The following is a 12,486-nucleotide window of genomic DNA, read 5'->3' on the forward strand; positions in this document are numbered from 1 at the left end:
GGCCCCCTTGCAGTTTTGAGAGAACCGACCGATGAGCAACGCAATCATCATGCGGCCGCTGCCGGTCGCCGTCTTGAGCGGCACGAACAGCTTATCCGGATACCAACCCCTCAATGTCGCCAACGACTGGCTGGGCATGGTGTGGAAGGCGCAGGCCTCCGGCGCCGCCAGTCAGTCCTTCATCATCGACCTGGGAGAGGATCTACCGGCTGATACGATCGCCTTGCTTGGCCTCACCGGCGCGACAAGCAGCTGGCAGCTGCAGGTGAGCGCGGCGACCAACGCGCAGGGCGCCTTCAGCGGCGCCAGTCACGCCTGGCCAGCGGTCCCTCTTCTCGCCGGCATCGCCACGTTCCCAAGTGGGCGCGGCCGGGCCTATTGGGAGAAGCCGGCGAGCGGGCCGAGTGCCGCCCGCTACTGGCGTATCACCATCACGACGCCGGCGAACAACACGGCCGTCACAGTCGCCCGCGTAGTGATCGGGCAGCGGCTGCAGCCCGCACGCAATTTTGCCTTCGGCGCCGCATTTGGCGTTCGCGACCATGGCAAGGCCGAATGGTCGGCCAGGGCGGTTCTTCTTCGTCGCCGCGGCCTCAAGCTGCGCAGCACGGGGCTGTCGTTCGCATCGCTGTATCGCGACGAAGTCGAAAAGCTGATCGACCCGCTGATCGCGGCGGTCGGCGCCACCGATCCCATCCTGCTGGTGACAGATCCGGATCCGCACGCTCAGCGACAGAACAGGATCTACTTCGGGCCGCTGATCGGCGACCTCGGGACCATCTGGGCGCGAGCCAATGCGGGTTTCCAATGGCAGGCCAATGTCGTCGACCTGGAGCCGATCGGCGATGTCGGCGCCAGCTTTGCCCCGCCGACCCCGACGCCGGCGCCGAGCTGGACCAGCCCGCCGACCGTGAGCGGCGCAGGTTCTCCGCCGCGCGTCGGCGACATGCTGACAGCCGCCGGCGGCACAATCCTCAACGGTGATCATGCCGGATGGCGCTGGCTCAGAAATGGCGCGCTGATCTCCGGCGCAACAGGAGTGACCTATGTGTTGACGATCGACGATCTCGCAGCGCTGGTTGGGCCGCGCCAGCTGGCGTCTGGACCGGGCGGCAGCGGCTCCAACGACGGCGACCCTGTCGGGCCGGTCAACCCCACGGTGCCGGGGGTGATTTCCGGGCTGACCGCGACGCCCGGAAATGGCCAGGTCGTGCTTTCCTTCGACGCGCCTGCAAATGGCGGGTCGCCGATCACGGACTATGTCTACCAATACAAGCTTGCCGCCGCGTCGACCTGGACGACATTCGCAGATGGCACTTCCGGCGTCACGGGAGCCGTCATCACCGGCCTGACGAACGGCCAGGCACATAATTTCCGCGGAGCGGCGGTGAACAGTGTCGGCCAGCAACCGACGTGGTCGAATGTTGCGACCGCCACGCCAGTTGCACCGGCCGCGAGCTATACCGCTGGGTTCACGCTCTCCCAATTCCCGGCGTATGACGACAAGCGCATCTATCAGCGCACCACGACAGCGGGCGGCGGCCAGGGCAAGGGCACCGGTACGATCCGCGTGCCATTGTCAGGCACGGTGACGGCAGGCACGATCGGTGCGCGCATCCGCTCTGCGGCTGACGGCACGACGATCCTCCAAACCGAGTGGACGGCCGGCACAGTCGCCAACGGTGCCAGCTTCATCGACGTGAGCGGCATCGACGCGCGGCTTGGCTGGTTCTTCGTGGACCTGAAGGGCGCGGACGGCGCGTGGCAGCTCGGCACCGTCAAGGTCGGCATGGGCATGCTGACCGGCTTTGCGGGCCAGTCGCTCGCGGTGCGGATGCTGGGCCGTCAAGCCACCGATTCCACGGCCACCTTCGCCTCGCTGGATATCGTGCCAGATCCTAACAGCGCTGTGCTGGCGCGCTACGTGGATGGCAACAGCTACAATCCTACCGCCGCGACTATGCCCTGGCAGACGCCGGCTGATATGAGCAACAGCACCGGTCCTAACTCGGTCGGCGTCGGCGAATATCTCAATCGCATGATCGCGCTGACCGGCGTCAACTGCGGCGTTGTCGGTCATGCAGTCGGCGGCACGACCATTACGAGCTTCTACAATGGTCAAGGCAACTGGACCGCGCTCACCGAGGTGATGAACCGCGCAGGCAACGGCTTTGAAGCTTTCGTGTGGGGCCAGGGCCATACCGAGGCCTCGAACGGCATCCCACCCAAGGTTTATGGTCAGGCCCTCGGCACAGTCTTCAATCAGTTGGCCGCGCTCAACAGCCTGTCATCCTTCGCCAAGCTCGTATGGACCATCCCCTCCATGGGGCTGGTGCGCAGCTGGGGCACGCCCTGGCAGGTGAGCCGCATCCGCAAGGGTGCGCAGGACTGGTGCGCGGCCAATGGCGCAACTTACGTCCACATGGACGATGCCCTGATGAGCAGCGACGGTATCCACCAGACGCAGGCCGGATCGCTGACCATGGCCCGACATCTGTATCGCGCGCTGCGCAGCCACTATGGCGCCAGCGCCGGCCTTGGCCCAGCACCGCTCTCCGCCACGCGATCAGGCGCTACGATCACACTTACGCTGAGCAATGTCGGCCAGACCGGACTGGTGCTGAGCGGCACACCGGGCAACCGGTTGTGGGTGTTCCCGCGCGGCCGGGTCAATCCGCTGGCGAACAACGCGACCGACAACCGCTTCCCGGTTTCCTCCGTCAGCGTCGTGAACGCCACGACGCTGTCGATCACGCTCGCCAACGATCCTGGTCCCGGCCACGAGCTCGACCTGTGGGTCTACTTCCCGAGCGGCCCTGCCAATGCGGCGACCGACACGATCCGCGACGACCGCACCGATGGCGACGGGATCGCCACGGGGCGCATCGTGCAGGCAAGCATGGCGCCGATCGCCATCGCGGCGCCGACGCCGGGCGGCGCCGTGAATGCACCACCCAGCGGCTTCATCGCGCCGGCCAGCCCGCTCAGCATGGTGGAGACGAGCACCGCTTATGCGACCAGCACCGGCGGCGCGTCGTTCGGCCAGCAGATGACCGGTGGAACCGCGCGCGCGAGCAAGTGCCCTGTTTTCGCGCCGATTACGGTCGAGGGTTTCTTCACCTGCCCCGACCCGCTTCCGGGCGCGCTCCAGGTTCTGTTCGGTGGGTTCGGAAGCAGCGGCGCCCGCTTCGTCGCCATTGATACCGCCGGCAAGCTGCGTGTTTGGAGCGGTCTCACCGGCACCACCGTGCTGGTGCCGGGCAAGCGATATCATGTCGCGTGCCAGGCCGGGCCGGGAGGGCTGGCGCTTTATGTAACCAACGTCACCGATGGCCTGCCCGGCACCCGCGAGAACTTCGCTGCGTTCGGCGAGACGATCGCGCCAGGCGGCTCGGGCTATTCGCTGCGCAATCACAATGGCGAATATGCGCTCACCGCGGGCGCGCTGGATGAATGGGCGGTGTTCAACAGCGAGCGCTACAGCGGCACGACCTACACCTGCCCGAGCGCCCCATTCACCGGTGAAGAACCCGACATCGTCGCGCTCTACCGCTGCGATGGAACCGCCAAAGATGCGGTGGCGCGATGAACATGATTGACCGTCACGACATCATCAAGCGCGGCTTTGACGCCGGCGCGATCGCCACCGCCTTTGGAGGCCTTATCGAGATGCTGCCAGCTATCGCCACCAGTCTCTCGATCATCTGGATGGCGTTGCGGATCTACGAAATGGACACAACCCAGCGCCAACTCGGCCGCGTGCGATCGACGGTCGCCCGGTTGAACGCCTGGCTTAAGAAAGGACGATAAATGGCCGACGCTAAGATGCTCGCGACTGGCGTCGCCAGTGCCATGCTGGCGATCGCCGTTCCATTCGGCATCAGTTGGGAGGGCATGAAGCTCAACCCCTACAAGGACCTGGTCGGCGTGTGGACCGTCTGCGGCGGCGCCACCCATGTCCCGATGCGTCCATATACCGAGGCCGAGTGCCGCGAGATCACGCTCGCCCAGTACCGGGACTTCGGCGAGGGCGTGCGCGCCAGCGCGGCCGGGATCGATCGCGAGCCCTGGCAGTGGGCCTCGCACACCACTTTCGCCTCCAACATCGGGATCTCGGCTTATGCCCGCTCGAGCGTGCGGCGGCTGTTCGTCCAGGGCCGCTATGTGGAAGCGTGCCGAGCGATGCGGCTCTACAAATATGCCGGCGGCAAGGTCGTCGCCGGCCTCGTCTATCGCCGCGAAGGCAAAGACCGGCGGATCGGCGAATATGAGCTCTGCATGGTCGGCGCCGTGCCGGCCGAGCTGGGAGGCGCCTGACCATGTCCCTCCTCATCCGCGCGCTGCCGCATGTGCTGGGCGTCGGCGCGATCCTGGGCGCGCTGTGGTGGCTCGATGACCGAGGCTATACCCGCGGCCAGGCCGACGCGGAGCGCGAGCGCATGATCACGGCCGTCATGCTGACGCGCAGCGCGCGCGAGACAGAGCAGGCGATCGGCGAGCAGATCAATGCGGCCAGTGCTCGTTACGAAGCGGGGCGCTCGGCCCTGCAGGCGACCCGAACCATCATCCAGCCCACCGTCACCAAGGAGATCATCCGTGAGCCGCGTCTTTCCAATCCTGCTGCTGGCCTCACTGACGGCCTGTTCCGCGAAGTCAATCGCGCCCGGGGAGCGGTTGGCGCCTGTGCCTCCACCACTGCCGGCGGCATTGTCTGTCCCCTGCCCGGCGCCGGCGCTTCTGACTGACAAGAGCATCGGTGAACTGGCGCAGGGCGATATCGCCGCGGTACTGGACGGGCACGACTGCCGACTGCGCCATGCGGAAACGGTCAACGCCTATGTCGCAGCACGGCAGGCGGCGATCGATTGGAACCAGGAGAAGCAGCTGAACGGCAAGCCGCTCAAGCCGCCGGTGGCGCGTAGCGGCCGATCGACATCAGCTGGCTCGGATAAGGGGCCGCGAGACTGAGCGCATCGTCCAGATCGGTGCGAAGCCACCGATCGTAATCCTCCGGATGCAGGATCACCGGACAGGCCTTGGGGTGAATGGCCCCGACGACATGAGCGGCCGGATCGCCCTCATAGCCGCAGGTGAGAAAGGAATAGACCGGATCGGCCTCGGTCGGCCGCCAGATGCCCGCGAAGGAGAATGTGGGCTGTGATGGCACCGTGAACCAATAAGGGCGCTTCTTTCCTGTCTCCGGATCCGCCTGGACGCTCCACTCCTGGAATTCATTGACCGGGACGAGGCAGCGTCGGGCTGGATTGGCGAGCGCCGACTTCCAGAACGGCGACGTGTAGTTGCGCACATTGGTGACCGGCTTGCCCTGGAAGGGGAAGCCCCAGCTCATCACCGAGAGCAAGCGCTCGCCACCTTCCTCTCGCACGACGTAACCGGGCTTGCCCGGCGCAACATAATCCTTTTCGACCAGCAGGGTCCCTGCAGGATCCTGGCGCGCATCGAACCGTGCGAGAAAGTCCTTCAGCCCGACCTTGACGCTGTAAAGATTGCACATGGTGCCTCCTATCCCCTGAACCGGTTCGCGGCGCGTCGCCATTCGCCTTTTGGAGGAAGCGGCGGCTGTTCGCCAGTCGGGTCCTCGCGGCATAGCCTGACCTCAATGTACTTGTGCCGGCATTGAGTGCAGCGGAAGTGCCGCCACAACTGCTTTAGATGATCGTTCCAACCCTTGCGATGGAACAGCCACCACAGAGCGTGCGGGTCGTAAATCTTGAAATGGCCGCACCGCCGGCAGCGGATCGTGACGGTATATTGGAAGGCGGCCGCCTCGAAAATGCAGTCTGGCCCGGTGTGTAGCGGCATGAACGAATGGAGAACATTCGGCCGCCGAGTCGGTCAATAGCTGGGGTATCGGTTGGGGTATCGGCCCGTCGCAAATCGCTGAAATGCGCGACCGGGGCGGAGGGAATATCCGTCGCGGAGAGGCACTAGGCGTCGTGCTTAATCTTTTCCAGCTGCTCGCGACGGTATGAAAACAGCTTCTTGAGATTTGCAGCAGTGGTGGCAGCGGCCATCCAGTCGCCGCCTTCCAACCGGACCATGAAATCGCATTCCGAAATCAGCCTCCCGATCTCGCTGAATACGCGGGGATCGTCACGTGCAAGCGACTGGAGCGCTTCGAACTGGCCGCGATACCCAGCGAGCGTGACGAGGTAAAACTGCCAAAGCGACTGGGTGGGTTCAAGACCGACGGGATTGCTGATCCATTCGATGGTGACTTCAACGTGGGAGGCGACCCTAATCACCTCATCAATAAGGTGAATTCTCCGTTGCTCCGCTTGTTCCTGTTCGTCACGACGCCGCTTGTTGAACTCGCGCTCCTGACGAAACGCAATGAGTAACGCGCAGATTACTGCCGCCAAACTGCCGACGCCCGCCGCCCAATCCGCCGCGCTTCCCAACTCCATCTGACGCCCCTCGACAAACCAAGCGAGTGTATCATGCTCACAAATGCTGCGGTCAAGGCTGCGCGGATCCAGCCGCGCGCCTACAAAATGTTCGATGAGCTGGGGCTTTTCCTGTTCGTGGCACCGAGCGGCCTCAAGTCCTGGCGCCTCAAGTATCGCGTCGGCGGGAAAGAGCAGCTGCTCTCGCTTGGCCGGTGGCCCGATATGTCGCTGATCGAAGCCCGCGACGGCGCCGATCGTGCGCGATCGCTGATCGCGGCGGGGCTCGATCCGCGCGATCGCGACGCTGCGGCCCATGCCGACCAGTTCGAAACGGTGGCCCGCGCCTGGTTCGAGGACCGCCGCAGCCGCTGGTCGGCCGAACATGCCCGCGACGTGATCTTGAGCTTGGAGCGCGACGTTTTTCGGTCTCTGGCGAAAAACCCCATCGGCGGAATCGAGGCCGTGCAGCTGCTCGAGCTCGTCCAGTCGATCGAAGCGCGCGGCGCCATCGAAACGGCGCGTAGAATCCGGCAACGCCTGGACGCGATCTTTTCCTACGCGATCGTGCGCGAGCTCTGCACGACGAACCCGGCCGCAGCGCTCCGCGCCGAGCTGGCGCCGCCGCCGAGCGTGCAGCGGCACCCGGCGCTGGTCGATATCGATCAGCTGAAGGCGCTGCTGGGCGCCGTCGACGCGCTGGACGCTGCGCCGCGCGTGAAGCTCGCCTCGCGGTTTCTCGCGCTGACAGCCGTCCGCATTGGCGCGCTGCGCCTGGCGCGCTGGGGTGAGATCGAGGATCTAGACGGCCCTGCCCCGCTCTGGCGAATCCCGGCCGCGCACATGAAGCTGACGCGGGTGCGCAAGGCGGACGCATCCAATGATCATCTGGTTCCGCTGAGCCTGCCGGCAGCCGAGCTGCTGCGCGGCGCGGCCGCGCGAGGGTATGATACCCATTCTCTGATCTTCCCGATCGGCGCCGGCGCAATCGGCGAGCTCTACAATCGCGCCGGCTATGCCGGTCGGCATGTGCCGCATGGTTGGCGCGCGAGCTTTTCGACCATCCTCAACGAGGAATGCCCAACCGAAAAGGACGTCATCGACCAGGCGCTCGCCCATGTGTCGACCAATAAGGTGGAGGCAGCCTACAACCGCGCCGAGCATCTGGCGCGCCGGCGCGATCTGTTTTGCCGTTGGGCGGAGCTGCTGATGCGCTGACAAGTTGCTGCTGCAAACTTTACACGAGCTTCACCAACTGAGCCCATTCACCTACGATCTAGAATTCCGATAACGAACCTAAGCTATCTTTGGCACCGCCCAAGATTGAGTAGATTGTTAGGCGGAAACCCGTCTCCCTCGGTGGTAAGGTAGAAACGACCGGAAGTAGGATGGACACGCACCACGACGTCCACTGCCCTATTTCCCACCATAGTATAAAAGCTGTGCGTGCCGTTTCGGATATAATTTATGATATTGTCGATGGGATCTTCCCACCGCTCTGGTCCATCTGGTCTAGGGCCGCCGAGGCGGTCGATCCGCCGATCGGCGTCTGCTCCATCTGGAATTATACAATCGATCCTCACCACTGACATTTCACTACCCCCCTGTTTCGAGTGACGCAATCCGTCAGAGCTGATGATCCAATGTTGGTTGTTCGGAGTCCATATCTATTACACATAATGTTCTACTGTTGTTCGAGAGCAACATTTAAAGATTTCGACATATAACGCCTCCGTTAATTCACCGTTTTGGCGCGGAGCTATTGAATACTGAGGCACCCCTAGCAGTGATTTTCACCTCCTATCGCCGAGCTTGCCAGCAGCCAGCCGGCGCCGCCCTGGCACAGTTCTTGCCCCGCTATCCCCCTGGATAGCCCCCGGACCGGCCCAAGCCGGTCCGGCCCCTCCGGCGCGCCGGAGAGCTGAGTGTGCCTATGGGCGGTTGCTTGCGTCGGATATCCCTCATCGGGGCCCCGCGACGCGGGGTTGGAGCATCGAGCGTAGCTCGATTCCTTATCCCTTGTTCTTACAGGGCCTGATTCTGACCGTCTGGAGGACTCGCACCCTCCAAAAGACGGCGCATGCGGCGGAACGTCGAGCGAAGCCCTTCGTCGGCGATCGTCGCCAGCTGCTCGTCAGGCGTCATGGTGTTGAATTGGTCGAGGAACTGGCGCTGCTGTTCCGCTCGCCGGCTCTGCTCGGTCGGCCGTCGCATGATGCGGCGCACGAGCTCGGCCGCCTTGCGCGGCAGCGTCAGGAAATAGGCATTGGAGATCTGCTGGACGTACTGGCCGCCTGGCTCGGGATCCTCGACGGGGGCCGTGCGTCGGCGCCAATCCAAAAAGCCCAGCTCCTTCAGGCGCGCCAGGGCATTGACGACGGCTGACCGCGCGCGGCGGATTTCGGCGGCGATGGTGTTGATCGCGTAGTCCAGCCGGCCATTCATGCGACCGCGCCGCTTCAACAAGAAGCGATAGACGTCCATCTCGATATCGCCGACGACGCCGCGGCGTCGGCCGGGCAGCTTGGTCGACCGCATCAGCTGCTCTAGCTGCTTCAAACGGGCGTTGTTCTCTGATCGCGGGAACATATTCTCGCGCTTCCAGCGCTCGATCTCATATTCGCCGGCATAGGGGCTGTTGCGCCGCACGGGCTGGAGCGTGCGCCGGCCGAGGCGACGAACGCCGGCGATGTTGGCGGCGAGATCGCCAATCGAGCGGGCGTTCATGCCCGCGCTCCGGCGGCTAAGCTCAGTCGATGGGAAGCAGCGATGCCGCCGGTGGCGCATCCTTCAGCAACATGTCTGCCCAAATCTGTGCCAGCTCGCGCCGGCGGGGCATGTAGGCCGCCCGATTGTAGGCGGCTTCGACGTCGCCACGCATGTGGGCCAACATCAGGTCGATGATCGCCCGATCCAGCACATTGTCGTTCTGTGCCGCCATTTCGTTCATGATCGTCGAGAAGGTCGCACGCCAACCGTGCGGGACATGGCGCCCCTGATAGCCCGCGTCGCGGTAAATCTTGCTCAGCGTACTGTCCGAGATCGGCCTGCTTGCCTTGACGGTGTTGGGAAAGAGATAGGGCCGCCCATCCGAGACGATGGCGGCCGCCTTGACCACTTCCACCGCTTGGCGCGCGAGCGGCACAACGAACTGATAGGCCGCATCCGCCTTGTTCTCCCGGGCGAGCTTCATTTTCGCTGCCGGAATTCGCCACAGTGGCGCCGGTCCATCGAGATCCTCGAACTCGGTCTGCTCGGCCAGCCTCAATACGCCTGGCCGAACCGCTGTGAGCGCCAGCAGTCGCGACGCGAGCTTGGTTCCCACGAAGGCATCGGTCGTGGCCTCCACCGCGTTGATCAGCTCGCGCGCCTCCTCGATCCTGAGCACTGCGGGACGCAATGACCGCGTTCGCGGCTTCAACGTCGGCTGGATGATGTTCGCTGGATCCGTTTCGGCCAGGCCGGCGCCAATCGCGAACACGAAGATCGACGAGATATGCTGCCGCACCCGTTGCGCCATCACCAGCGCGTCGCGCGCCTCGATCGACCGGATAACCTTCAGGACAGTCGCTGCCGAAATGGCACCCAGCGGCAATGAACCGATTGCGGGGAAGACGTCCGTCTCGAGCCGGTCGAGGATCTGGCGCGCGTAGCGTGGAGCCCGCACGAGGGACTGATGCTTGTGCCAATCTCGGGCGACCTGCTCGAACGTCGGCAGCGTCTCCGGGGTTGCCGCCCGTGCGCCTGGGTCCCCACCGGACCGCAATATCCTCCGGGCTTCGTCGCGCAGCTCCCTCGCCCTGGCCAGGGACACTTCCGGGAACTGACCGAAGGAAAGCTTCTTCTCCACGCCGCCGATGCGGTACTTCCAGCGCCAGCTTCGCGTTCCGGAGGGCATGACGTGTAAATATAGCCCATTTGCGTCCGCCAGCTTGTATGCTTTCTCTCGCGAAACCGCATTCCGGCACGCCAAAACTGTCAGCAATCAGGCCCCCACTGGCCCCCAACGAGGCCCCCAAATCGGTCTGGCTGCACCGAGTTTTTCCGGGACAGCTTGAGACAGATAACTGCCCGTTTACAAATACTTTGACAAGAGTTTCGAGAAGGTGTGAGAGCGGTGAAGCTGGCCCCAATGCTGCTACTCGGGGAGCCACTTTCCACACATTGCCGGACTGCTGAGGCGGACTTGCCGGCCCGCACTGCCGCAAAAAGGGTTAGCCGCGTTGACAGGCTCGCCTCTCCGCTCCCATGAGCGGTCGGCCATGAAACTTGCTTATCTTCTCAACATGTATCCGCTGATCAGCACGACGTTCATCCGCCGCGAGATCGGCGCGATCGAGGCGCTCGGCCAGCCGGTCGAGCGTTTTGCCCTGCGGCACTGGGATGGTGAGCTGGTTGACCCAGAAGATATCGCCGAGCAGGCGCGCACGCACTATATCATCACCGGCAGCAAGGCGGCGCTGCTGTGGGACGTGCTGCTCACCTGCCTGCTACATCCGGTCAGAACGCTGCGGGTACTGCCGCTCTGGTGGCGGGTGTGGCGCAACGCGGGGCGAAACCTTGTCGCCCATGTCGCCTATCTGCTGGAGGCCATGGCTTTCGCCCGCCGCGCCAATGCGCAAGGGATCGATCACGTCCACACCCACTTCTCCACCAACGCGACCACCGTGGCGATGCTGGCCCGGCGGCTGGGTGGGCCGTCCTACAGCTTCACGGTCCATGGTCCCGATGAGTTGGTGCCCGGCGAGCCGGCCCGCCTCTCCATCCGCGAGAAGGCACGCGATGCGGTTTTCATCGTCGCCATCACCCGTTACTGCCACGATCGCATCGTAGCGGAGGCCCCAGAGGCGGCCCAGAAGGTCCGCATCGTCCATTGCGGCATCAACCTCTCCGACTTCCCCTATCAGCCTGCCCCGCCCGAGAGCAGCCGAGTGATCTGCATCGGCCGCCTGTGCGCCAACAAGGGCCAGATTCATATTCCGCCCGCCGTCGCTGCCGTGATCGGGGAGTTTCCCGACTTGGTGGTCGAGCTGATCGGCGGCGGGGACGACGAGCACGCGCTACGGCAGGCGATCCGGGCACATGGCGTCAAGGATCATGTCATTCTGCACGGCTGGGGCACCGGTGCCTATGTACGGGAGCAATTGCTGGCCGGTCGCGCCATGCTGCTGCCAAGCTATGCCGAGGGCCTGCCCATCGGGATCATGGAAGCCTTCGCCATCGGTCGACCGGTGCTGAGCACGACCATTGCGGGCATCCCCGAGTTGCTGGACGAACGCTGTGGCTGGATTTTCGCGCCTGGCGATGAGGAGGCCATTGCCGAGGCGTTACGCGGGATCATGCGCGCCACGCCCGAGCAGCGGGCTGCGCTGGGCGCCGAGGCGCGGCGCCGCGTGGAAGAGCGGCACGATCTGTTCAAATCGGCCCAGACCTTGCTCGATTATTTCGAGACGGAAGCAGCCGCTGGCCGGCAGCGTTAAACCAAACAAAAAAGGCGCCGGACCCGATGGTCTGGCGCCCTTTTTAGAAGGCCGACGGTTAGACGGCCGTCGGATTAGCCGACGATTTCTTCCGGCTTGAAGAAGTAGGCGATCTCGATCGCAGCATTCTCTTCGCTGTCCGACCCGTGAACGCTGTTGGCTTCGATCGACTCGGCCAGTTCCTTACGGATGGTGCCGGGCTCGGCATTGGCGGGGTTGGTGGCGCCCATGATGTCGCGATTGCGCTTCACGGCGTCCTCGCCTTCCAGAACCTGCACGACGACCGGGCCGGAAATCATGAACTCGACCAGCTCACCGAAGAAGGGACGCTCCTTGTGCACCGCGTAGAAACCCTCGGCCTGCTCGCGGCTCATGTGGATGCGCTTGGATGCCACGACGCGCAGGCCGGCTTCCTCCAGCATCTTGGTGACAGCACCGGTCAGGTTGCGACGGGTCGCGTCGGGCTTGATGATCGAGAAGGTGCGGGTCGCCGCCATGAGAAATGCTCCGGTAAAGAAAACGAAAGAGTTGAGGTCGCGCGCGCTCTACCCGCGAAGCGACGGCCGATCAAGAGCAGCAGGCGTCCACGGGTTACGATC

Annotated in this window: 12 protein-coding genes; 6 read left to right on the forward strand and 6 right to left on the reverse strand. The window is 64.2% G+C overall.

Annotated features, from left to right (window positions below; genetic code table 11):
* Positions 1–31 precede the first annotated feature (31 nt).
* From M2342_RS10385 to M2342_RS10400, 4 genes are read left to right on the forward strand one after another with little or no spacing between them, the layout of a single operon-like run.
* Complete coding sequence (locus tag M2342_RS10385; protein ID WP_264579027.1) at positions 32–3,589, forward strand: fibronectin type III domain-containing protein; 3,558 nt, start codon at positions 32–34, stop codon at positions 3,587–3,589.
* Entirely contained in the window at positions 3,586–3,810 is a 225-nt protein-coding gene (locus M2342_RS10390) for a hypothetical protein (RefSeq protein WP_264579028.1), read from the forward strand. Before M2342_RS10385 ends, M2342_RS10390 begins: the two co-directional genes overlap by 4 nt.
* Positions 3,811–4,317 carry a glycoside hydrolase family protein gene (locus tag M2342_RS10395; RefSeq protein ID WP_264579029.1) on the forward strand — a complete coding sequence of 169 codons (507 nt, stop codon included), beginning with the start codon at positions 3,811–3,813 and terminating at the stop codon, positions 4,315–4,317.
* Positions 4,318–4,319: 2 nt separating this feature from the next.
* Complete coding sequence (locus M2342_RS10400) at positions 4,320–4,745, forward strand: hypothetical protein (protein ID WP_264579030.1); 426 nt, start codon at positions 4,320–4,322, stop codon at positions 4,743–4,745.
* A 155-nt stretch (positions 4,746–4,900) separates the two neighbouring features.
* On the opposite strand, the gene M2342_RS10405 is transcribed toward M2342_RS10400, so the two are convergent.
* Positions 4,901–5,515, reverse strand: a complete 615-nt coding sequence (locus M2342_RS10405) for an SOS response-associated peptidase (RefSeq protein ID WP_264579031.1) — start codon at positions 5,513–5,515, stop codon at positions 4,901–4,903.
* A gap of 433 nt (positions 5,516–5,948) precedes the next feature.
* Positions 5,949–6,428: a hypothetical protein gene (locus tag M2342_RS10410; RefSeq protein WP_264579032.1), complete on the reverse strand. Its 480-nt coding sequence runs from the start codon at positions 6,426–6,428 to the stop codon at positions 5,949–5,951.
* A gap of 33 nt (positions 6,429–6,461) precedes the next feature.
* Between M2342_RS10410 and M2342_RS10415 the strand changes: the two genes are divergently transcribed.
* Entirely contained in the window at positions 6,462–7,625 is a 1,164-nt protein-coding gene (locus tag M2342_RS10415) for a tyrosine-type recombinase/integrase (protein WP_264579033.1), read from the forward strand.
* An 83-nt stretch (positions 7,626–7,708) separates the two neighbouring features.
* On the opposite strand, the gene M2342_RS17120 is transcribed toward M2342_RS10415, so the two are convergent.
* The 3 genes from M2342_RS17120 to M2342_RS10425 all read right to left on the reverse strand — a co-directional run bounded on the left by M2342_RS17120 (position 7,709) and on the right by M2342_RS10425 (position 10,392).
* Positions 7,709–7,999, reverse strand: coding sequence for a DUF3892 domain-containing protein (locus tag M2342_RS17120; RefSeq protein ID WP_413715135.1), 291 nt, complete (start codon positions 7,997–7,999; stop codon positions 7,709–7,711).
* Between the two features lie 433 nt (positions 8,000–8,432).
* Complete coding sequence (locus M2342_RS10420) at positions 8,433–9,134, reverse strand: hypothetical protein (protein ID WP_264579034.1); 702 nt, start codon at positions 9,132–9,134, stop codon at positions 8,433–8,435.
* Positions 9,135–9,156: 22 nt separating this feature from the next.
* Positions 9,157–10,392, reverse strand: a complete 1,236-nt coding sequence (locus M2342_RS10425; RefSeq protein WP_264579035.1) for a tyrosine-type recombinase/integrase — start codon at positions 10,390–10,392, stop codon at positions 9,157–9,159.
* A gap of 277 nt (positions 10,393–10,669) precedes the next feature.
* On the opposite strand from M2342_RS10425, the gene M2342_RS10430 reads away from it, so the two are divergent.
* Positions 10,670–11,887, forward strand: a complete 1,218-nt coding sequence (locus tag M2342_RS10430) for a glycosyltransferase family 4 protein (RefSeq protein ID WP_264579036.1) — start codon at positions 10,670–10,672, stop codon at positions 11,885–11,887.
* 74 nt (positions 11,888–11,961) lie between these two features.
* Here M2342_RS10430 and ndk read toward each other — a convergent pair whose 3' ends face one another.
* Positions 11,962–12,384: a nucleoside-diphosphate kinase gene (gene ndk, locus M2342_RS10435; protein WP_181559849.1), complete on the reverse strand. Its 423-nt coding sequence runs from the start codon at positions 12,382–12,384 to the stop codon at positions 11,962–11,964.
* Positions 12,385–12,486 lie beyond the last annotated feature (102 nt).

It is taken from the genome of Sphingobium sp. B8D3A (genome assembly GCF_025961995.1).
Taxonomy (GTDB): domain Bacteria; phylum Pseudomonadota; class Alphaproteobacteria; order Sphingomonadales; family Sphingomonadaceae; genus Sphingobium.

Excerpts from the sequence above, each read along its gene's own strand:
- ndk (WP_181559849.1), bottom strand. The coding sequence starts at position 12,384 with ATGGCGGCGACCCGCACCTTCTCGATCATCAAGCCCGACGCGACCCGT.
- M2342_RS10395 (WP_264579029.1), top strand. The coding sequence starts at position 3,811 with ATGGCCGACGCTAAGATGCTCGCGACTGGCGTCGCCAGTGCCATGCTG.
- M2342_RS10430 (WP_264579036.1), top strand. The coding sequence starts at position 10,670 with ATGAAACTTGCTTATCTTCTCAACATGTATCCGCTGATCAGCACGACG.
- M2342_RS10420 (WP_264579034.1), bottom strand. The coding sequence starts at position 9,134 with ATGAACGCCCGCTCGATTGGCGATCTCGCCGCCAACATCGCCGGCGTT.
- M2342_RS10385 (WP_264579027.1), top strand. The coding sequence starts at position 32 with ATGAGCAACGCAATCATCATGCGGCCGCTGCCGGTCGCCGTCTTGAGC.
- M2342_RS17120 (WP_413715135.1), bottom strand. The coding sequence starts at position 7,999 with ATGTCAGTGGTGAGGATCGATTGTATAATTCCAGATGGAGCAGACGCC.
- M2342_RS10390 (WP_264579028.1), top strand. The coding sequence starts at position 3,586 with ATGAACATGATTGACCGTCACGACATCATCAAGCGCGGCTTTGACGCC.
- M2342_RS10400 (WP_264579030.1), top strand. The coding sequence starts at position 4,320 with ATGTCCCTCCTCATCCGCGCGCTGCCGCATGTGCTGGGCGTCGGCGCG.
- M2342_RS10410 (WP_264579032.1), bottom strand. The coding sequence starts at position 6,428 with ATGGAGTTGGGAAGCGCGGCGGATTGGGCGGCGGGCGTCGGCAGTTTG.
- M2342_RS10415 (WP_264579033.1), top strand. The coding sequence starts at position 6,462 with ATGCTCACAAATGCTGCGGTCAAGGCTGCGCGGATCCAGCCGCGCGCC.
- M2342_RS10405 (WP_264579031.1), bottom strand. The coding sequence starts at position 5,515 with ATGTGCAATCTTTACAGCGTCAAGGTCGGGCTGAAGGACTTTCTCGCA.